12 protein-coding genes are annotated in these 23,883 nt (G+C 43.8%); 3 read left to right on the top strand and 9 right to left on the bottom strand.

Translation table 11 applies throughout. The features are described 5' to 3' along the window. Positions 1–99: 99 nt before the first annotated feature. The 4 genes from QVC79_RS07235 to QVC79_RS07220 are packed head-to-tail and all read right to left on the bottom strand — an operon-like array spanning position 100 to position 6,795. Complete coding sequence (locus QVC79_RS07235) at positions 100–1,302, bottom strand: FecR family protein (protein WP_270592207.1); 1,203 nt, start codon at positions 1,300–1,302, stop codon at positions 100–102. Between the two features lie 58 nt (positions 1,303–1,360). Beyond that, positions 1,361–1,957 carry an RNA polymerase sigma factor gene (locus QVC79_RS07230; RefSeq protein ID WP_270592205.1) on the bottom strand — a complete coding sequence of 199 codons (597 nt, stop codon included), beginning with the start codon at positions 1,955–1,957 and terminating at the stop codon, positions 1,361–1,363. Positions 1,958–2,014: 57 nt separating this feature from the next. Continuing rightward, positions 2,015–4,624 (bottom strand): hypothetical protein, encoded by a 2,610-nt coding sequence (locus QVC79_RS07225; RefSeq protein ID WP_270592203.1) that lies wholly within the window; start codon positions 4,622–4,624, stop codon positions 2,015–2,017. A gap of 17 nt (positions 4,625–4,641) precedes the next feature. Beyond that, entirely contained in the window at positions 4,642–6,795 is a 2,154-nt protein-coding gene (locus QVC79_RS07220; protein WP_270592202.1) for a cation:proton antiporter, read from the bottom strand. A gap of 117 nt (positions 6,796–6,912) precedes the next feature. Between QVC79_RS07220 and QVC79_RS07215 the strand changes: the two genes are divergently transcribed. Next, on the top strand, positions 6,913–9,285 hold the full coding sequence (locus QVC79_RS07215) for a GH92 family glycosyl hydrolase (RefSeq protein ID WP_270592201.1): 2,373 nt from the start codon (positions 6,913–6,915) through the stop codon (positions 9,283–9,285). 54 nt (positions 9,286–9,339) lie between these two features. Here the strand turns inward: QVC79_RS07215 and QVC79_RS07210 are convergent, their stop codons facing one another. Together QVC79_RS07210 and QVC79_RS07205 are read right to left on the bottom strand one after the other, a co-directional pair. After that, positions 9,340–10,356 (bottom strand): 2-oxoacid:ferredoxin oxidoreductase subunit beta, encoded by a 1,017-nt coding sequence (locus QVC79_RS07210; RefSeq protein WP_124315987.1) that lies wholly within the window; start codon positions 10,354–10,356, stop codon positions 9,340–9,342. A 2-nt stretch (positions 10,357–10,358) separates the two neighbouring features. Then, on the bottom strand, positions 10,359–12,203 hold the full coding sequence (locus QVC79_RS07205) for a 2-oxoacid:acceptor oxidoreductase subunit alpha (protein WP_124315988.1): 1,845 nt from the start codon (positions 12,201–12,203) through the stop codon (positions 10,359–10,361). Positions 12,204–12,597: 394 nt separating this feature from the next. Between QVC79_RS07205 and QVC79_RS07200 the strand changes: the two genes are divergently transcribed. Continuing rightward, complete coding sequence (locus QVC79_RS07200) at positions 12,598–14,136, top strand: mechanosensitive ion channel family protein (protein ID WP_206513579.1); 1,539 nt, start codon at positions 12,598–12,600, stop codon at positions 14,134–14,136. Positions 14,137–14,175: 39 nt separating this feature from the next. Then, positions 14,176–15,237, top strand: a complete 1,062-nt coding sequence (gene corA, locus QVC79_RS07195) for a magnesium/cobalt transporter CorA (RefSeq protein WP_270592197.1) — start codon at positions 14,176–14,178, stop codon at positions 15,235–15,237. 70 nt (positions 15,238–15,307) lie between these two features. On the opposite strand, the gene QVC79_RS07190 is transcribed toward corA, so the two are convergent. The 3 genes from QVC79_RS07190 to rpoB all read right to left on the bottom strand — a co-directional run bounded on the left by QVC79_RS07190 (position 15,308) and on the right by rpoB (position 23,829). Beyond that, complete coding sequence (locus QVC79_RS07190; RefSeq protein WP_124316714.1) at positions 15,308–15,622, bottom strand: DUF3467 domain-containing protein; 315 nt, start codon at positions 15,620–15,622, stop codon at positions 15,308–15,310. Positions 15,623–15,681: 59 nt separating this feature from the next. After that, positions 15,682–19,926, bottom strand: coding sequence for a DNA-directed RNA polymerase subunit beta' (gene rpoC, locus QVC79_RS07185; protein WP_124316713.1), 4,245 nt, complete (start codon positions 19,924–19,926; stop codon positions 15,682–15,684). Between the two features lie 90 nt (positions 19,927–20,016). After that, a complete protein-coding gene (gene rpoB / locus QVC79_RS07180; RefSeq protein ID WP_124316712.1) occupies positions 20,017–23,829 on the bottom strand; it encodes a DNA-directed RNA polymerase subunit beta in 3,813 nt (1,270 codons plus the stop codon). Positions 23,830–23,883: the final 54 nt, after the last annotated feature.

The raw sequence follows: 23,883 nt of genomic DNA, 5'->3' as shown, positions 1-23,883 counted from the left end.
TTTTTCATACATTTGTTTAGTTATTATTTAATACTCGCATCAAACGCCAATCCGAGGCGAGTTTAAAAATTACAGCAGCCTGATAAGTCCTCGACAAACTTATCGGGCTTCTTTTATCACGATTCTCTTATTCTCAATGACATAATCTATATTTTGAGTTTTTTTCAGCATATCCAGTATTTTCGAAATATTCTCATATTTACGAATTACCCCGTAAAACACGGATTTTCTCAATTCCGGAGATTCGATAACAATGTCCACGTCATACCAACGAGCCAGCTTACGCATCATCGTCTCCATATTTTCATCATCAAACACGAAAAGTTTCTCTTTCCAACCGACAAAATTTGCCACGTTTACCTCATACATCTCCATCTTCCCGGTCAACGTATCCAATTGCACTTGATACCCAGGCTCCATCACGATCGACCCACCTGTCTCTCTTTCTGAGTTTACCTGCACCCGACCGTTCACCAATGTCGTCTGTATGGCTGGCTCATCTCGATAAGCCATTATATTGAACGATGTTCCTAACACCTGCACGTCCATCCCCTTACAATGTACTTCAAACATTTTTCCCGTACGTGTCACCTCAAAATAAGCCTCTCCCTCTAGATACACTTCCCTTTTATCCCCGGAAAACGTTATCGGGTAACGTAAACGGGTCTGGGAATTCAACCACACTTGGGTCCCGTCAGCCAAGGTCAAACGGTATTCCCCGCCCCGGGGAATAATAATTGTATTAAATTTCAACGAATCTGAGATCGCCCCCTGCACCCCCTCATAAGAAAGTACATTAGAATCATTCTTCAGCATTATACCTTCAAGCTGTAAAGATTCAATTCCACAGGCTGAACTTAAATCAACCCTCCGCCCATCAGCCATTTCCAATATGGCACATTCCTGCCCCGGCAAAATATCAGCCGTAACAGGATTCTTAAATTCAACACCACTTTGCTCTCTCAACAACAATACGCTACCAACAACCAAGGGGAGAATCAAAATAGCCGCGATTCTTCTCGACCAACGAATCACACGCGTACGTTTTCCTTCTCTCCGAATAGAAGGTAACATCCGCTCCCGCATTGTATCCAGAGAATAATTCTTGTATTCATCTAAACGCTTTGCGACATACTCCCTATCGGCCATCCGTTCATAAAATTCCCGATGCTCCCCGCTTTCCGCGATCCAGTCCTCCAAAGCTTTTTCTTCTTCCGGCCGAATCTCGCCCTGCAAACGAGCCACTATCCATGAGGCTACTTTTATATTCTTTTCATCCAGCATACATTCAATTTCTTTCACACAAGAAACGACTGGCCGGACAAAAAGAATGACAAGAAATACGTTTTTTTTGAAAAAATCAGATAAAAAAATCTGTCATCCCGAACATCACTAAAATAGTCCCTATCCCGAAACGCTGTTTCAACACAGACATCGCTCTCTGTTTTTGCGTCTTAACCGTATGAATGGATACAGATAACGTGTCTGCAATTTCCTGATTACTCAATCCTTCCAACCCCAATTTAAAAACACGGGCGCACTCTGTTGGTAGTTCTTCTATGGCTCGATAAAGTTGTCCCAACATCTCCTCTTCTATCATCTTTTCATCCAGAAAATCTTCACTAAGCTCCCGAACAATATCGGCCTCATACTTATGGACCACCTGTTCATGCTTTAATAGATCCAAACATTTATTTCGGGCCGTTTGATACAAGAAAACTCGAATAGGAAGTAATTGAACAAAATTTTTACGTCGTTCCCACAAACGAACAAAACTCTCTTGAACTATATCTTCAGCAAATGTGTCGTTCTTCAATATAGAATTGCAATAAAAATAAAGCGATTTCCCATAAGTATCCAACAAAAAGGCAAAAGCATTTTCGTCACTCTCCCGCAATCTCTTTACCAGATATTCCGGCTCCTCTCGAAATCTTTTATTTTGTACACTCTGATTCATTCGCACCGTATAATTCGACTTCCATACACGATGACAAATATGCAAATAAAAATTGAATTATTTCAATATCAAGGAAACACGTTTCCGACAAATCACTCCTCTTGAAGTTATTCCTTCCACGATAACAGAATATTTTCCATACGTATCTGCCGTGTAGAAAGACAATTTAGCCGGGGCATCTTTACTGATCTTGACAACCGGTTGCCAGTAAATTGTCGAGCGCTCGTCATAACGATTATCCCGACGCACGGAATCAATCTCGTATTTAGGCACGTAGAATTCATCCGGGATCTGGTACCCCATAATTTTAAAAGGTAACACATTAGGACGTCCCAAATCCTTCGGTGTCCACCCCGGTTCCGCGGAGATAATTAATACTCCGTTAGCCCCCCGATCGCCAAAAAAGATTTTTCCTTGCATCTGATCTAGCAAAGATATATTCCGCAAAGCACCTACCGGAATCAAACGAATCTGATCCATCGTTTCTTCAAAATCATTTACCAAAACGTACAATTTCCGTCCGAATTGCTTGAAACAATCTTCCCCCTCATCATCTTTTTCAAAAGTCACACCGGGCAGCTGTTGCACGATCCAAGTTATATCCAAGGCTGAATTTTCAGCAATACGGGCCGAATCCAACTGATAATTAGCGATATTATCGTAAAAAGAATAACTCTTTTTCTGTTTCCGACGGGACACGAGCACTTCGTCTAGCACGTACACCTTCTCCCCATTCTCGTAATAATAATCCTGCCCAAACTTCTTATAAAAATCGTCCTCTTTTTTCTTTGCCTCCAACGTGTTAGGCAACGTATAATGTGGAGGTAAAAATTCATCTTGATCTATATTCACGGTTACCCCCCGACGTCCTTTAGCGCTTAATGCCTGCACCAAAAATGAAGTACTGTCATGGAAAGCCAGACCGTCAATCAAAAAATTCCCGGCCTCATCCGTTTCTGCCATCCGACACAATCCATAATTGGAAATCAATACGATATTAGCCCCCTTCGACTTCTTCCCCCAGAAATTATTCACTCTCCCGGAAATCACCTGCCCGATCTCCAACGGGTATTTTAAATCATCAAACTCCCCCCTAGCCAACTTGGATACGTCAAAACGAGTCCACCCGTGTGTCATCATCACCAAATCCAGATTATCCGCAATCTCTGGTGTCGTATCATTGAAATAATAAGCCGGGTTATCAATGTATCCCTTCAAATCCGAAGTCAACAATAAATTGGATAAAATATTGTCCTCCAAAGAATCCTGCACCACTTTTTGATCATCTGTCACAGATATTGAAAACGATCCGTCTAACAGGCCTTTATATGCCTCTTCGAAATCGATCTCCATTTCCACCAACTCTCGGGCAATATACGTCGGCTTATCTGTCGTAATTTTCAACTCCGGACGCTGGTTACGTTTCACGAAGAATAATCGTTGACTATACACCTTTCCCGCGGCATCAAGCAACACGATATGTGAAATCCCTTCCGGCAAAATATTCAAATTCACACTTCCCCTTTGCAAGCCATTTACCCGATTTATCCCGACAACGATACCCCGACAATGCACTACCGTGTACAATTCCTCCGGCAATATAGCATTCTCCCCTTTGATCACCCGATAACTCAGAATTGAATCCTTCCGGCTAACCGAAAGTCCCCATCCCGTCTCCGAAACTTCGGGCAAATCAAATCGTTTTTCTACCCCTTCCTCCGTCTTCATCACGGCATAAAACTTCTTTCCCGGATTCACGGGCAAACGAAATTTTCCCATTCCGTCATGCTGGGTATGAACCGTAGCAATCACGATCGAATCTTGATACACTTCTCCCGAGGCCTCCACGGCTCTCCCGTCAGCCCCGATAGCCTTAAACGCCACTTGCTGAAAATTCCCCGATAACAAATTTCCTCCTTCCGGGAAAAACTGCACGTCAAAATCCTTTAATTGTGAGGGGATATAAATATAGCGTTTAAACGGGAAAGGTTGTCCATCCCGAAATTCCACTTCGATTGTTTTCATCGTGGTATCAATCTTCACTTCAAACTTCCCGTCTTTATCCGTCCGGGCTGGTTTCACCGAATACTGATCCTTCTTCACCCCGGCAATATAAGTTACCGACGTCCGGCTATATGGTTCTCCCTGCCCGTCAGACAAACGAATCGTTGCCGTATAATTATTTTCCCGATTCTTCGTGTAAGTCACATCCGTCCATACCCTTGAATCTTTCGGGTTAATCACCCGGATCTTCTTTTTGAAAAAATAATCCTCCCCTCCATTCTGCATATAATAAGTAAAAGCCCGCAAAGCATAATCCCCTTGTTGTAAATCCTTGGGGATCTCGATCTGCCCGAAGAAACAAGAATCCCGTTCAGCAACTTTCACCCGCTGAATCACGGAATCCCGTCGATCGATCAAATCGACATAGATATAGTGACTATAAACCATGGGAAACACCGCAGCCGCATGTACTTGGTAAGCCCGGAACCACAGCTTATCCCCCACCGTGTACACGCTTTTATCCGTGTGCAGGTACACTTTTTCCTGTTGCAACTCCCGGATCTGTGCCGTAAAATTAGTGATCAACTTCTTTTCAAAAGGAGAAAACTCGTTAAAAGCATATCCCAATAAAATAATACCCAAAAGAACGATCACTTTTTTCATACGGCAAACGAATTAAATCATTTATTTCTCTTGAACAATCCTCTCAACACATCCGCCAGATCATCCAAGCTGTCATGAGAATCTGCATGAGGTATACTCTTTAACGCCCCTAATTCCTGTTCGCCAATACCTATCTGCATCGGATAAACCAAAATACAACTATTTTTACAGAAATACTTGTTCAAATAAGTCGGGATCATCGTCATATTTTTCAAATAAGAGGGATAATTCCTTCTACTCATCACGATCATCAAAGCATCATTCTCCTTTACATCACGGGATATGATCAAAAAATCATCCCAATTATTGAATTCATTAAATTCCACCTCTATATGATGCTTAGCCTGTATATCCTGCAATACATTCAACACAGCAGTATCGGCATAAAACACGATCTTACTGCTTGAATTTTTAGCCATATTCCATACACGAATTACCCAGTAAGGGAAACCGATTTCTCGCTCTGCCCGAAACGGCACCACCACAACGTAACGTTTTATCGTGGACAAGGGTTGTGCGGGACGGTAAACCAACGTGGTCGTCGCACATTTTGACAACACCCGGTCTGTCAGATTCCCCAAAAAAGTATCAGAAATGACCCCTTCCTTACGAAGTCCCAGTACAATATCAGTTATCTTATGCTCTTTCGTGGCATTTTTGATTCCATTTACAATATCCTCATCATAACGCAGAGAAGTCACCAACTCATTGTCTGTTGCCGCAGCAGCTTTCGTTGCCTTTTCCAGTAACAGATTCGCCTTCTTCTCCGCCATACTGTCCCCCTCGTCCGCTTGAATCACGTTTAAAGCCGTCATCACGGCTTTCGCCTTTTTGGATTTAATCGTTACAGCCAAACTGACCAACTCCTCCACATTCTCGATATTACTCAATGGAATCAAAATGCGATCTTCTACTTCTTCACTATCCACGCTCTCATCTTCTGCAAACTCGGCCAAAGCCACCTCCTGCGCTCCTTTCTGCGTGGCAAAAGAGGCGATAATACAGGTCACCAAGATCATCACGACCGTACCGTTCAGCACGCTTTCATTCAGTAAACGAATCGGTTCTCCTTCCGGAGTTGTTCCCAAAATAACGTTATACCCCACCAAAACTGCCGCCAAAGTAGCCGCTGCCTGAGCGTTACTCAATCCAAAAATCAATGTCCTTTCAGAAGTCGTAAACCGGAAATTCTTCTGTGCCAACCAAGCCGGGATAAACTTCGATACGGTTGCCACCACACACATGACAACAGCCACCCATATCGTGGTCAAATCATACAAAAACACGTGAAAATTTACCAACATTCCGACCCCGATCAGGAAAAACGGAATAAACAAAGCATTCCCCACGAACTCAATCCGGTTCATCAATGCCGACGTATTCGGAATCAAACGATTTAATGCCAATCCCGCCAAGAATGCCCCGATAATAGCCTCCAACCCTGCCGCCTCTGCCAAGAAAGAGGCAAAGAAAACAAGGCCCAGAACAAATATAAACTGCCCCACGCGATCATCATATCGTTTGAAATACCAGCGCCCGACAAAAGGGAATCCCCAAAGAACGATAAAGGCGAACACGACTGTCGATACCCCTAACTGGATCCAAAATCCTTGGGTCAACTCTCCCGTGGACATTCCCACGATAACCGCCAACACGAGCAAGGCCAGCAAACAAGTTACCACGGTCCCGCCAATCGTCACGTTAACCGCCCGATTCTTCGTGATTCCGTATTTACTCACGATCGGGTAAGTCACCAGCGTGTGAGAGGCAAACATACTCGCCAGTAAAATGGAAGTAGGATAAGAGAAATCCAATAAATAAACCCCGGCAAATGTTCCCAAAATCATCGGGATAAAGAACGTGTAAAGACCGAATATCAAACTCCGTTTACTATTCTTTTTAAAATCCGCCATATCAATTTCCAGCCCCGCCACGAACATGATATACAATAAACCCACCGTCCCGAACAACACGATACTACTATCCCGATCCATGATATGCAAGCCGTAAGGCCCGATCAAAGCACCGGCAATAATCAGACCGACAATATCCGGAATCTTAAAACGATGTAATACAAGCGGGGCAAACAGAATAATAAAAAGGATTACAGAAAAGATTAACACGGGATTCGTTAATGGCAATGTAACACTTAATATATTCAGATTCAACATAGAAGGAATATTTTAGCCGAGTTTCTACTTTTACATTACAAATTTATTCTTTTTTAATGAATAAAGAAGTAAAAAAAGATAAATTTGTAAGCGAAATCACCTTAACCTAAAAATAAGATGCAAACTACAACCCGTCTCTTTAGCCTATGTTTACTGATTCTAGGTTTTTATTCATGCCAACCTGCACTGGAAAAGAAACAACCGGTAGATTGGGTTAATCCGCAAATCGGCTCGGTACATGGCCGTTGGTTTTTCTATACCCCAGCCGCACTCCCCATGGGAATGGCCAAACTTGCCCCAACCACGAATGCTTACGGAAGCTATGGGAGTTGGCTACCTTGTGGATATGACGATCGACATACTTCCATTGAAGGATTCGCCCATTTTCACGAGTTCCAAATCGGGGGCGTTGTAACGATTCCTACCACTGGAGAATTAAAAACCTTACCGGGGACATTAGAAGATCCGGATTCGGGGTATCGTTCACGCATCGACAAAGCGACAGAAGTTTCCACTCCCGGTTATTACGCAGTAACTCTCACGGATTACAATATCAAAGCAGAAATCACGGCAACCACCCGGACGGGCTTTCACCGCTATACCTTTCCCCAATCCGCCACGTCAAGAATTCTGTTTGACATCGGGCATAAACAAGGAGAAAGTGCCACCATCACGGATGCAGAAGTCACGTATCATCCGGAAACTAACGAAGTGATCGGATGGGTGGAAAACTATCCGATTTATGCCACATTCTGCCAGCCGGACGGGAAAATAAAAATCTACTTTGCCGCCAAGCTGGACAAGCAACCGCAAACAATCGGAACATTTATTAACGAGAAGGTACAAGAAAACTCCAACACGGTAAAAGGCCCCGGATGCGGGCTATATCTCACCTTCCCGACAAAAGCGCATGAACAGGTACAAATGCAAGTCGGCCTATCCTATACCAGCATTGAAAACGCACGTAACAACCGGGATACAGAAATTGCCAACAAAAGTTTCAATGACGTGAAAAATGCCGCCCGTCAAACTTGGAATGAACTGCTCGGTCGCATCCAAGTAGAAGGCGGAACCCCGGAAGATAAAACCAAATTCTATACCGGACTCTACCATGCCCTACTCGGCAGGGGAATTGCCAACGACATAAACGGACAATACATTCGACATGATAAAACGATTGGCCAGATCCCTCTAGACAAAAACGGAATTCCTCTCTATTCCCATCACAATACTGACGGGATGTGGGGCGGTTTCTGGAACCTCACCCAAATATGGACCTTAGCCTATCCTGAAATATTTTCCAGCTATATAAAATCAAATCTGGACTTCTTCAAGAATTCCGGTTGGTTACACGACGGGGAAGCTGCCGGAGTATACACGAACGGGGTACAAACCAATTTCCAAGGATTAATCATATGTGCCGCCTATCAAGCCGGGATTCGTGATTTCAACATCGAAACAGCATGGAGTGCCATCTGTAAAAACGAACTAGAATACAAAGGACGGGATATGGGGAACGGGAAATACGACAATGAATACTTTATTAAACAAGGTTTTGTTCCTTTGAAAGATTATCTGTATCCCAATAACTGGGTCTGCAACTTCGGGGCATCCCACACGCTGGAATACGCCTTCAGTTGTTACGCGGCGGCACAAATGGCCAAAGCTCTCGGAAAAACAGCCGCCTACGATACCCTCATACAATACTCGTACGCTTACCAAAATCTATTCGACCCGGAAACAAAATATATGCGTCCCCGTGAAATGGATGGCAGTTTCATGAAAGACTTCGACCCTCTGAAAGGCTGGAAAGGATTCCAAGAAGGGAATGCCGCACAATACACATGGTATGTTCCCCATGACATCCAAGGTTTGATAAACCTCATGGGAATCGATCTTTTCAACGAAAGACTGGAAAAAACATTTATCGAATCCCGGAAAACACAATTTGGTGGGGGAAAAGAGATTGATAGTTTTTCCGGTGTCGAGAAATTATACAATCAAGGAAATCAACCCTGCCTACACGATGCTTGGCTATTCAACTATTCCGGCAAACCGTGGTTGACACAACTATACACCCGGTTAATCTGTGATGAGTTCTACGGTACCACACCGGAACACGGTTACGGTTACGGACAGGACGAAGATCAAGGACAATTGGGAGCCTGGTATGTCATGGCTGCCGTGGGTTTATTCGACGTACAGGGAGGAACCAACATCACCCCTTCTTACCAAATTGGCAGTCCTAAATTCCGCAAAATCACGATTAAACTTGATCCCCGGTACTATTCCGGTAAAACACTCGTGATTGAAACAGAAAATAACGCTCCCGATCATTATTACGTGCAGTCCGCGACACTCAACGGGCAACCGTTAGAAGATTGCTGGTTCTATCGTCGGGAAATTATAAACGGCGGACACTTGAAACTACAAATGGACTCTACCCCAAATACCCGTTGGGGGATTGCATCCATGCCCCATTCCAAATAACAAAACAAAAAAGTCCGAGCTTTAAACTCGGACTTTTCTACATATTAAAAACCATTATTTTACTTCCCAAACGTCTCCGCTGTTCAATAAATCTTCAACACAACGGATAGAAGACTTCGCCTTCACGTTCTCAATCTGGGCATCCAATGCATCATTATAAGTCGTACCTTCCACGTCACGGATCACACCTAAAGCCACGGGATATTCCGGAGCTTTCATGTGTACCAGCATCCAATGCATAGAAGGATTTTCGCTGTGAGCATCATGTACCATAATATCATCCAACGTGATACCATCCTTACCGATCTCAACAACTTTCAACTTACCGGCCTTCATATCAAACATGATACCCTTGTCCTTGTTCTTTCCGAAAACCATCGGTTCGCCATGTCTTAAGATCAATTGACGCTCTTCCTTCATCTCTTTATCCGTGATAGCAGAGTGAACCCCGTCAGCAAAGATCACGCAGTTCTGAAGAATCTCCACGACAGCAGTACCTTTATGACGCACACCGGCCTCGATAACTTCTGCACTCAAGTTGATATTCATATCCAACGTACGAGCGAAGAATCTTCCTTGCGCACCGATTACCAACTCTCCCGGATTAAACGGAGTTTCGATTGTTCCGTAGGGAGAAGTTTTAGTTTTCGTACCCAACTTCGTGGTCGGAGAATATTGTCCTTTCGTCAACCCGTAAATCTCGTTATTGAACACCAAAGTGGTAATATCGATATTACGACGAATAGCATGAATAAAGTGGTTACCACCAATAGCCAAAGCATCTCCGTCACCGGAAACTTGAAGGATATTCAATTTCGGATTAGCACTTTTAGCTCCGGATGCGATAGCAGCAGCCCGTCCATGAATCGTATGAAAACCATAAGTATTCATGTAATAGGGGAAACGGGAAGAACATCCGATTCCGGAAATAACTGCCCACGATTCTTTCGGGTACCCCAATTCAGCCATGGCTTTCTGTACGGAGTTAATGATACCATGGTCACCGCAACCCGGACACCAACGAATCTCTTGGTTGCTCTTAAAATCTTTCGGTGTATATTGTTCTGCCATGATTATTTTCCTAATAATTCGGTTATTTTTTCTTTCAGCTCAACTACCGTGAAAGGTAATCCGGCTACTTTGTTATATTGATAATACGTGTAATGCGGGAATTTAGCTCTCAAATACTGTGCAAACTGTCCCAAGTTCAACTCGCAAACGATAATCTTCTTGAATTTACCAAGAACCTCACCCGTGTTCTTCGGGAGCGGGTTGATAAAGTTGAAATGAGCCAAGCTCACATCTTTACCTTCTTCTCTCAATTCACGAACGACCGAGTACAAGTGACCGTAAGTACCACCCCATCCAACAACAAGAACATCGCCACCGTCTTGGTTTCCGAAAATCTCCTGTTGAGGAATGCTGTCAGCAATTTTAGCCACCTTAGCATCACGCAAATCAGTCATAATCTGGTGGTTTTCCGGCACGTAACTAATCTCTCCCGTTACATTTACCTTCTCCAAACCACCGATACGGTGTTCCAAACCTTTCGTTCCCGGCAAAGCCCACATTCTGGCCAAAGTCTCCGGATCACGAGCGTACGGTTTATAATCATCACCTTCTTTAGCCACTCTCGGAGTAATAGAAGGATAATCTTTCAATGAAGGAATCTTCCACGGTTGAGCGCCATTCCCCAAGAACCCGTCTGTCAACAGGACAACCGGAGTCATATGTTCTACAGCTATTTTAGCAGCCCAGAAAGCATAGTCGAAACAGTTACCCGGGGTACTTGCAGCTACAACAGGCATAGGGCTTTCACCATTACGTCCGTAAAGAGCCTGCAACAAGTCGGATTGTTCCGTTTTCGTGGGAAGACCGGTTGAAGGACCACCACGTTGTACGTCAACAATTACCAATGGTAACTCCGCCATTACGGCTAAACCGGCAGCCTCGCTCTTCAATGCCAAACCGGGACCTGAAGTCGTCGTGATAGCCAGATTACCCACGTAACTTGCACCGATAGAAGTACAAATTCCGGCAATCTCGTCCTCTGCCTGATAAGTCTTCACACCCAAATCACGTCTCAACGCCAACTCTTGTAAAATATCTGTTGCCGGAGTGATAGGATAAGAACCGCAGAACAAAGGTAAATTCGCTTTTTCAGCAGCAGCCAAGAATCCCCATGCCGTAGCCTTATTACCGGTAATCGTCCGGTAACGTCCTTTCTCGATCTGAGCGGGAGCCACGTTGAAGTGTACAGCCAAAGCATGAACATTAGCTGCATAATTGAAACCACTTTCCAACACTTTCACGTTAGCACTTGCGATTTCCGGTTTCTTGGCAAATTTCTGGTTAATAAAATCTCTCGTGTGATCCACCGTACGGTCGAACATCCAGTAAATCATACCAAGAGCGAACATATTCTTACATTTAACGATAGATTTCTGATCCAGACCACTGTCTTTCAAAGCCTCTTCCGTTAAAGTCGTGATCTTCACGGGGACCACGTTATAATCTTGCAAGACTACATCTTCCAGCGGGTTTTCTTTATACCCGGCCTTTTCAATGTTCTTGTCGGTAAATGCATCCAAGTTCACGATAATCGTTGCACCTTTTTTTGCCCAACGCAAGTTAGCCTTCAAAGCGGCAGGATTCATCGCCACAAGCACATCTGCAAAATCTCCCGGAGTTTTAATGGGATCATTCCCAATATGTACTTGAAACCCGGAAACACCACCAACCGTACCTTGCGGGGCGCGTATTTCAGCAGGATAATCCGGAAACGTTGATACACCGTTTCCAAATAAAGCAGCAGCATCCGAGAATTGCTGGCCGGTCAATTGCATTCCATCTCCCGAATCTCCCGAGAAACGAATTACAATGTCTTTTTTGTCGATAACTTCTGTCTTTTCACTCATGACTTAGTTACTTGTTCTTAAATATTAAATTATAAATTATATTCTATAATATCACACGAATTTTATGTTGTAAAACATGCGTAAAGGTAGCCAATAGAAATATCTAAACAAGTTTGTATCAGTATTTTTTTCTTTTCAGATATTGCCTTGACAATCAAGCCAGAGCATGTCAAAAAACATATTTTTCAGCACAAATAAAATAAAACAATTCTAAACAACGAATCTTTTCCCGTCGTTTTTCGGTTACTTTTTTGTTACGTTTGAAAATTCCGGTGATAAAATTCCTTTCAATATGGAACAAAATCAGTCTTTAAATTGTATAGATAATAAGTTTTGTATAATTTTATCAAGTAAACACCTGCACGGCTATAAAGTTATTTAAAATACACTTACCATGAAAAACTATTTAATTCTACTCTGTCTGATACTCACGATGATAAGTTGCGGGAAAAAATCATCCATCCCGGAGTTGATGGGCATCCCGGATGATTCACAAAATCCCTACACCATAAGTTCTACCCATGTTGGCTCCATTACCAGAGGTACAAATATTCATCAACTGTACTCCATATTCCCTGCGAAACAAATCAAACTCATCAAAAACAAAGGTGGATTCTTCAATCAAGAATTTGATGATTACAATGTATATGACAATAACGGCAAACTCCTTTTTATAGCCACCCCGGAAGTTGCCGGAGACACTAGTTCTTTTATTAATCGTATCATCATTCGGGACACCTCATTCAAAACCCCGGAAGGAATTGGGCTGAATTCCAATTTAGGACAAATACGGGATGCCTATCACAACATAAACTATCTCCCTTCCTCGGGAGAGATCGTCGTTTCCGTTCCGAAAGTCAGCACCAGTTTCTTAATCAACAAAGCAACTCTGGATGATTCTTGGTGGGATAACAATACAAACCAGATCATCGAAAAAAACATTCCTGACAGCGCCCAAATAGATGGGATTGTCGTGTTCTGGAACACGAAAGAAGCCCAACATATTCCGGCCGTCTTTACAGCGGCATTCTGGAATGAAATGCTTACAAAACTAATTACATGGTGTGTCATCCAGCTCCCGTCAATCGCTATTCTCGTCATTTTATTCGTTTCACTACTCCGAGCCTTACGATTCACAACCCGAAAAATGAAAAAGCTCGCCATCAATAAAGCCCATAAGACTGAAAACATTGACAACAACGAGGCGGAAAAACGAATTAACACGCTCACGGGGATCATATACGGTATCGGAAGAATCTTTCTTTGGGTGATCTTCCTACTGATCTTACTCGGAAAATTCAATATCAACATCGCCCCCATCCTCGCCAGTGCCGGAATTGTCGGATTAGCAGTCGGTTTCGGGGCTCAAGAATTAGTACGGGATTTCATATCCGGTTTCTTTATTCTCTTGGAAGATCAGCTACGCACCGGAGACTGGGCGGTAATTAACGGAACAGAAGGACTGGTTGAAAAAATTGAATTAAGAACCGTTACTCTACGGGATAGTTCAGGCACCGTACACATTTTCCAAAACGGGAAAATAGACACGCTCTCCAACATGACCAAAGAATGGTCTGCCATTGTTCTGCAAATCGGGATCGGTTACAAGGAAGACACGGATAATGCCGTCATGCTCATGCAACAAGTCGGAGACGAAATGTTCAATGACCCTGTTTACAAAGAAATGATGCTCGAACCCGTGGCCATCAGCGGGGTAAACGACTTTGCCGATAGTGCCGTGGTCATTCGCCTTGTTATCAAGACAAAACCCATGCAACAATGGGCCGTTGGCCGGGAATATCGCCGTCGTCTGAAAAAAGTATTTGATGCCAAGAACGTGGAATTCCCCTTCCCGTATCGCACGCTAACTTGGGGAGATAGTTCTAACCCCATAAAACTGAAAATAGAACCGGCAGACTCAGACTCGAAATAACTTTTATCTTTTAGTTTTTAACTTTCAATTCGCACGCACATGGCCCGTTTTCTTAAAGACCGAACGAAATCAAAAGGAGCCGCACCCGGCTCCTTGATCTTCATCGGCAAACAAAAAATGACAAAAAACTCCATTCAGGTTATTCAATACACTTCAGAAGGCCTGAAAGAGTTCTTTCCCGAAACGATGGAAAACATTGTTGACATCGTGTCCAACGACCACATGACTTGGATCAACATATCCGGCCTGCAAAATACCAAACTGATTGCCGATATGGGCAAGGCCTTCGATGTATCTTCTCTATTTTTGGAAGACATTCTAAACACGGACCAACGTCCGCGGTTCAGCGAAGAATCCGACCATTTATATATCATTGCCAAGTCCTTCTATTTCGGCAAGGACGACGGGATCGTACACATGGAACAAATCTCTTTTATTGTCGGATCTCACTACCTGATTACCATTCAAGAAACAGATGCCGATTATTTTAAAGACGTGAAGAAACGCCTATACGACGGCAAAACCCGCATCCGCTCTTTCGGGACGGATTACCTCTGTTACGCCCTACTGGACACCCTCGTTGACAACTATATCATTAACCTAGAAATATTAGGAGCCGCCATCGAAGAACGCGGTAAAACCATTTTAGAGGCAGATGCCAAAGTGATCGAGGACCTTTATCATTACAAGACAGAACTTTCATACATCCGAAAAAACGTACGCCCGTTCAAAGAGGTCACCACCCGCTTCACCAATTGCGACTCCCCCCTCATTAATCAAAACACCTACACGTATTTACACGACTTGGATGATCTGGTTGTACAGGCTCAAGAAGCCATCGAGATATATTATTCCATGATATCCGACCAAATCAATCTTTACCAAACCAACATCGGGAATCGACAAAACGATGTCATGAAAGTACTAACCATCTTCTCCACGATCTTCATCCCTCTCACCTTTATCGCCGGAATCTACGGAATGAACTTCGAATATATCCCCGAATTAAAACACCACTACGCCTACTTCATCCTCTGGGGCATCATGGTCATCATCACCATCACCATGCTCCTTTACTTCAAAAGAAAAAAGTGGCTCTAATAATTTCAGATTTCAAATTTTAGATTTTTATCACACAATCTAAAATCTAAAATCATCAAATCTAAAATTATCAAGCTTGTCCCTGCGGTTCCAAATCCATCGGGAACATGGGTGCAATAGGGCCGCCTTCCGGTAAATTAATCTTCCCGTAATCAATCTCAAATCTCCGAACATTATCCTGTAATGCCAGTAACAAGCGTTTTGCGTGTTCCGGGGTCAAAATAATACGGCTTTTCACTTCAGCCTTAGGCATCCCCGGCATAATACGGATAAAATCAATAATAAACTCGGAGGAAGAATGAGAAATAATTGACAGATTCGAATAAGTTCCCTGTGCAACATCCCGATCTAATTCAATATCACATTGTTGTTTTTTCTCTTCCATAATAGTCCTTGGTTAATAGTTTAAACAATAAAGGCGCCTTGCGGCGCCTCTATCTATTTTTATTTTTCCATCCTTTCGAGATCCGCCTTAGAACCTACAATCAGACTTCTAAATTCTTTCATACCTGTACCCACCGGTATCAAGTGACCGCAAATCACGTTTTCTTTCAATCCTTCCAATGGATCGACTTTACCGTAAATTGCAGCTTCATTCAATACTTTCGTGGTTTCTTGGAATGATGCGGCAGAAATAAAGCTTGCCGTCTGCAATGCAGCACGGGTAATACCCTGTAATACCTGAGCTGAAGTTGCGGGTACAGCATCTCTAGCCTCTACCACCTTCAAGTCTCTACGTTTCAATTGTGAGTTAATATCTCTCAACATACGTACAGAGATAATCTGTCCCGGTTTCACCCGATCCGAATCCCCGGCTTCCAGTACCACTTTCTTTCCGTAGATTGCATCGTTTTCTTCCATGAACTCACTCTTATCCACCACCTGATTCTCTAAGAATCTCGTATCTCCGGCATCTTGGATCAATACCTTACGCATCATCTGGTGTACAATGATCTCGAAATGCTTATCATTGATCTTCACACCCTGCATCCGGTATACATCCTGTACCTCGTTCACGATATACTCCTGAACCTTGATCGGTCCCTCGATATTCAAAATATCAGTCGGGGTAATTGCACCGTCAGATAACGGGGTACCTGCACGTACATAATCGTTCTCCTGCACCAAAATTTGTTTAGACAAAGAAACCAGATATTTCTTTACCTCTCCGGCTTTTGATGTCACGATAATTTCACGATTACCGCGTTTGATCTTACCGTAAGTTACCTCACCGTCAATTTCCGATACAACGGCCGGATTCGACGGGTTACGAGCCTCGAACAACTCGGTAACACGCGGAAGACCTCCCGTGATATCGCCTGCTTTACCAACAGCTCTCGGAATCTTGGCAATGGTACTACCGGCAACAACCTCAGCTCCTTCCTTCACGACAATGTGGGCGCCTACCGGCAAGTTGTAACTCTTCACCGTGTTTCCTTCTGCATCATTGATACACAAAGCAGGCGCTTTCATCTTGTCACGGAACTCAATAATGATCATCTCCCTAAATCCGGTGGTTTCATCGGATTCTTCCTTATAGGTTTCACCCTCGATCAAGTTTTCCAACCCAACCGTACCGGAGAATTCGGTAATGATCAAAGCATTGAACGGGTCCCATTCACAAAGCAATTCACCCTTGCTGATCTCCTGTCCATCCTTCACGAACAACTTAGCACCGTAAGGGATAGCGTGAGAAATCAATATAATATTCGTGTTCTTATCCAATATACGCAACTCCGTCAAACGTCCTACAACCACGTCACAGGTCGTTCCGTTATCTTGCGTGTACTCAACAGAACGTAATTCTTCATACTCAACGTAACCATCATACTTCGCCTTCAAAGAGTTTTCGCTGGAAATATTTCCCGCAGTACCTCCCACGTGGAAGGTTCTCAATGTCAACTGAGTACCCGGCTCACCGATAGACTGTGCAGCGATAACCCCGACAGCCTCACCTTTCTCAACCATACGGCTGGTAGCCAAGTTACGTCCGTAACATTTAGCACAAACGCCCTTCTTCGCCTCGCAAGTCAATACAGAACGAACTTCAACACGCTCGATCGGGGAGTTCTCGATAATATCGGCAACTACCTCCGTGATCTCATCTCCAGAGGCCACGATCAATTCACCCGTATTCGGATGATAAATATCATGCACGGAAACACGTCCTAAAATTCTCTCTGACAAAGAAGACACGATCTCTTCGTTATTCTTGATAGCCGAAATGGTAATACCTCTCAACGTACCGCAATCTTCCTCGGTAATCGTGATATCGTTAGCCACGTCAACCAAACGACGAGTCAAATATCCGGCATCTGCAGTCTTCAACGCAGTATCGGCCAAACCCTTACGGGCACCGTGGGTTGAAATAAAGTACTCCAACACCGAAAGTCCCTCTTTAAAGTTTGCCAAGATCGGGTTCTCGATAATCTGTCCCCCAGTAGCACCTGATTTCTGCGGTTTTGCCATCAATCCACGCATACCTCCCAACTGACGAATCTGCTCACGAGATCCACGGGCTCCGGAATCCAACATCATGTAGATAGAATTGAATCCTTGGTCATCCGCTGCCAATTGTTTCATCAACGTGGCGGTCAAGTTCGCGTTCACGTGTGTCCAAATATCAATAATCTGGTTATATCTTTCATTATTGGTAATGAATCCCATGTTATAGTTCGCCATTACCTCTTCAACCTGGTCATATCCTTCTTGTAACAAATCTTGTTTGTTCTCCGGAACGATAACGTCTCCCAAGTTGAAAGACAAACCTCCCTCAAATGCCTTACGATAACCCAAATCCTTAATATCATCCAAGAATTTAGCCGTCACGTCCACACCGCAACGTTTGAACACGTCACCGATAATGTCACGCAACGCTTTTTTCGTAATCAACGTATTGATATAAGGATAGTTTTTCGGGGTGAACTGGTTCAAAATCACACGACCAACCGTTGTTTTGATCATATGCCTAATCGGTTGACCGTCCTTGTCCACGTTATCAATCTTCACCTCGATTTCAGCATGCAAGTCTACGGCTCTCTCGTTGAAAGCGATAATCACTTCCTCCGGAGAATAGAACTTCAAACCTTCACCCCTCACACCCTTCCTCGGTTTCGTGATATAGTACAAACCGAGCACCATATCCTGAGAAGGCACCGTGATAGGCGCACCGTTAGCCGGGTTCAAAATGTTATGAGAACACAACATTAAAATCTGAGCTTCCAATACAGCTTCGTTACCTAATGGCAAGTGTACGGCCATCTGGTCACCGTCGAAGTCAGCGTTGAATCCGGTACAAGCTAACGGGTGCAAACGGATTGCTTTACCCTCGATCAATTTCGGCTGGAATGCCTGAATACCCAAACGGTGCAGGGTCGGGGCTCGGTTTAACAATACCGGATGACCTTTCAACACGTTTTCAAGAATATCCCAAACGATCGGATCACGACGATCCACGATCTTCTTGGCACTCTTCACCGTCTTCACGATACCGCGCTCGATCAGTTTACGGATAATAAACGGCATATACAATTCAGCCGCCATGTCTTTCGGAAGACCACACTCGTGCATCTTCAAGTCCGGACCTACAACGATTACCGAACGTGCAGAGTAGTCAACACGCTTACCCAACAAGTTCTGACGGAAACGTCCTTGTTTACCTTTCAAACTGTCGGAAAGAGACTTTAACGGTCTGTTATTTTCAATCTTAACCGCATTGGATTTACGAGAGTTATCGAACAACGAATCTACGGCCTCCTGTAACATACGTTTTTCATTACGCAAGATTACATCCGGAGCCTTGATCTCGATCAATCTCTTCAAACGATTATTACGGATAATCACCCGTCTGTACAAATCATTCAAATCGGAAGTAGCAAAACGACCTCCGTCCAACGGAACCAACGGACGCAATTCAGGCGGTATCACAGACAACACCTTCACGATCATCCATTCCGGCTTATTAATTTCTTTACTTTCACGGAAAGCCTCTACGACCTGAAGACGTTTCAACGCCTCGTTCTTTCTCTGTTGAGAAGTCTCCGTATTTGCTTTATTTCTTAAATCGTATGAAAGATCATCCAAGTTCAGACGTTCCAACAACATGGAAATAGCTTCCGCACCCATCTTTGCAATGAACTTGTTTGGATCATCATCATCCAAATATTGATTATCTGTTGGAAGTTTATCCAGAATATCCAAATACTCTTCTTCCGTCAGGAAATCCATTGTTTTGATACCGGAATCCCCCATGATACCCGGGTTTACAACCACGTATCTCTCGTAGTAAATAACGGTATCCAGTTTCTTGGAAGGTAACCCTAACAAGTAACCGATTTTATTTGGCAACGACTTGAAATACCAGATATGAGCCACCGGAACCACCAACTGGATATGTCCCATACGCTCACGTCTAACCTTCTTCTCCGTAACCTCAACACCACAACGGTCACAAACGATACCCTTGTACCGAATACGTTTATATTTACCGCAATGACATTCGTAATCCTTCACCGGACCGAAGATACGTTCGCAGAACAAACCGTCGCGTTCGGGTTTGTAAGTACGATAGTTAATCGTCTCCGGTTTTAATACAGCACCACTGGACCGTTCCAGAATTTCTTCCGGGGAAGCCAATCCAATAGCGATCTTAGTAAAATTTTTTACTTTATTGTCTTTTCTGAAGGCCATATTTTATCTGTTAATTGAAAATTGAAAATTGAGAATTGAAAATTAATTCTTCCGGTTCTCCATTTTCAATTTTCCATTTTCAATTTTGCATTATATAAGATTAACGCTCAATCCCAACCCGCGAAGTTCATGCAACAATACGTTGAATGATTCCGGAATTCCGGGTGTCGGAAGAGGTTCACCTTTCACGATATGCTCGTAAGTTTTGGTTCTACCCATCACGTCGTCAGACTTCACGGTCAAGATTTCCTGCAAGATGTGTGATGCTCCGAAAGCCTCAAGAGCCCAAACCTCCATCTCTCCGAAACGCTGACCTCCGAACTGAGCCTTACCTCCAAGAGGTTGCTGCGTGATCAACGAGTAAGGTCCGATAGAACGAGCGTGCATCTTGTCATCAACCATGTGTCCCAGTTTCAGCATATAGATCACACCCACGGTTGCCGGCTGGTCGAAACGTTCTCCCGTTCCCCCGTCATACAGATAGGTGGTTCCGAATCTAGGCACACCTGCCTCGTCCGTGTATTTGTTGATATCGTCCAAAGAGGCACCATCGAAAATAGGAGTTGCAAACTTCAATCCCAAATTCTTTCCGGCCCAACCCAACACGGTTTCGAATACCTGTCCCAAGTTCATACGGGAAGGTACACCCAGCGGGTTCAAACAAATATCAACCGGAGTTCCGTCAGACAAGAACGGCATATCCTCTACCCTTACTACGCGGGATACAATACCCTTGTTACCGTGACGTCCTGCCATCTTATCACCGATTTGCAATTTACGTTTCTTAGCCACGTAAACCTTAGCCATCTTGATAATTCCAGAAGGAAGCTCGTCACCGACGGTAGCGTTATACTTCTTACGTTTAATCTGACCTTCGATCTCCTTGTACTTGATGATATAATTATGCAACAAGTCACGAATCATATCGTTTCTCTGCTTATCGGTCGTCCATTTGTTCGGGTTGATTTGCAAGAAGTCCATGTTCTGCAACATCTTGTAAGAGAACTTCACTCCCTTCGGAACAATATCCTCGTTCAAGTAATTCTTCACGCCTTGCGAAGTCTTACCATTTACCAACTCGAATAATTTGTCGATCAATAAAGTAGTCAAATCTCCGACTTTACGTTGGAATTGTTCATCCAGTTCGGCCAAAATGTTCTTACCGGCAGCTTTCGTTTTCCGATCACTTACCGTACGTTGGAACAACTTCTTATCAATAATAACACCTTTCAATGAAGGAGAAGCTTTCAATGAAGCATCTTTCACATCACCGGCTTTATCACCGAAGATTGCTCTCAACAATTTTTCCTCCGGACTAGGATCGGACTCTCCTTTCGGGGTAATCTTACCAATCAGGATATCTCCCGGTTGAACACGAGCCCCCACGCGAATGATTCCGTTTTCATCCAAATCCTTCGTGGCCTCCTCACTTACGTTCGGAATATCAGCCGTCAACTCTTCCAATCCACGTTTCGTTTCACGAACTTCCAGAGAATACTCGTCCACGTGAACAGATGTAAAGACATCATTCCGCACGATATTCTCGGAGATCACGATAGCATCCTCGTAGTTGTATCCTTTCCACGGCATGAATGCCACTTTCAAGTTCCGTCCGAGTGCCAATTCTCCCTTTTCTGAAGAGTATCCTTCCGTCAATATCTGACCTTCTTCCACACGTTGACCTTTTCTCACAATCGGTTTCAACGTGATCGTCGTACTCTGGTTTGTACGTTGGTATTTCGGCAGGTAATATTCTTTCGTATCAGGTTCAAAGCTTACAAAAGCCTCTTCCTCCGTACGGTCATATTTAACAACAATCTTGCGTCCGTCAACAAAAGAGATCACTCCCGGTCCCTCTGCGACAACCTGCGTTCTGGAATCCTTAATCAGATTAGCCTCCAAACCGGTTCCCACGATCGGGGATTGCGGGGAAATAATCGGAACTGCCTGACGCATCATGTTCGATCCCATCAACGCTCGGTTGGCATCATCATGCTCCAAGAACGGGATCAAAGACGCCGCGATAGATGCAATCTGATTCGGGGCAACATCGATCAAATCGACATCCTCTCCGGCTGCCAACGGGAAGTCCGCATCTTTTCTGGCTTTTACCCATTTATTCGTAAACTTGCCATCTTCATCGATAGCAGAACTTGCCTGAGCAATTACCAACTCCTCCTCTTCCTCTGCCGAATAGTAGCGTACCCCTTCCTCGGAAAGATCCACGATACCATTATTCACCTTACGGTAAGGAGTTTCGATAAATCCTAGATCGTTGATCTTAGCGTACACGCAAAGAGAAGAAATCAAACCGATATTCGGTCCCTCCGGCGTCTCGATCGGACACAAACGACCATAGTGAGTATAGTGTACGTCACGCACCTCGAATCCGGCACGATCTCTGGAAAGACCTCCGGGACCCAAGGCCGACATACGTCTCTTGTGAGTGATCTCGGCCAATGGATTCGTCTGATCCATGAACTGAGATAACGCATTCGTTCCGAAGAACGAGTTGATCACGGAAGACAAAATCTTCGAGTTGATCAAATCAACCGGGGTGAATACCTCGTTGTCACGCACGTTCATTCTTTCACGAATCGTACGGGCCATACGGGCCAATCCCACGCCGAATTGATTATATAATTGTTCGCCGACAGTACGTACACGACGATTACTCAAGTGGTCAATATCGTCCACGTCGGTCTTAGCGTTCAATAAACGAATCAAATATTTGATGATCTCGATAATATCCTCTTTCGTCAAAACACGGATATCCGGATCTGTTGCAAGTCCCAATTTCTTGTTTAACTTGTAACGTCCCACGTCACCCAAATCGTAACGTTTATCAGAGAAGAACAACTTGTCGATCACATCGCGGGCAGTAGCCTCGTCAGGCGGCTCCGAACTACGCAACTGCCTGTAAATATGTAATACGGCCTCTTTCTCCGAGTTACAGGGGTCTTTTTGTAACGTGTTATATATAATGGCATAATCTGCCAGATTTTGCATCTCCTTGTGAAGAAGGATCGTCTTCGCACCTGACTCGACAATCGCATCAATATGCTCAGGCTCCAGCACTGTTTCACGGTCAACGATAATCTCGTTACGCTCGATAGAAACAACTTCACCGGTATCTTCATCAACGAAATCTTCAATCCAAGATTTCAAAACACGAGCAGCCAACCGTCTGCCAACGACTTTCTTCAACCCCGTACGGGAAACATTCACTTCATCAGCCAGACCAAATATTTCAAGAATATCCTTATCCGTTTCAAAACCGATAGCTCGTAAAAGAGTGGTTACCGGCAATTTTTTCTTCCGGTCGATATACGCGTACATCACGTTATTGATGTCCGTGGCAAACTCGATCCAGGAACCCTTGAACGGAATAATTCTAGCGGAATAAAGCTTCGTACCATTCGCATGAATACTCTGCCCGAAGAAAACACCGGGAGACCTGTGTAACTGAGAAACGACCACTCGCTCTGCTCCATTGATCACGAAAGTACCTTTCGGGGTCATGTAAGGAACATTTCCTAAATATACATCCTCGATAACGGTATCAAAATCTTCATGTTCCGGATCTGTACAGTACAACTTCAATTTCGCCTTCAAGGGTGCGCCATAAGTCAATCCCTGACCCAGACACTCCTCGATCGTGTAGCGAGGCGGATCTATAAAATAGTCCAAAAATTCCAAAACAAAGTTGTTCCGAGTATCAGTAATAGGAAAATTCTCCTTGAAAACCGTGTAAAGGCCTTCATTCTTTCTGTTCTCAGGCGTGGTACCTAATTGAAAAAAGTCCTTGAAAGACTTTAATTGCACTTCAAGAAAATCAGGGTATTCCAACTGATTCTTTATCGATGCAAAGCTTATTCTATTGTTTGAATTATATGAAGACATCTATTATTTTTTTTGAACCTAAACAATCATAACAACAAAATGGTTTAGAGTCCA

The organism is Butyricimonas sp., assembly GCF_019423355.1.
GTDB lineage: Bacteria > Bacteroidota > Bacteroidia > Bacteroidales > Marinifilaceae > Butyricimonas > Butyricimonas faecihominis.
Note: the sequence above shows the minus strand (reverse complement) of the source record. Positions and strands in the feature narration are given on the sequence as shown.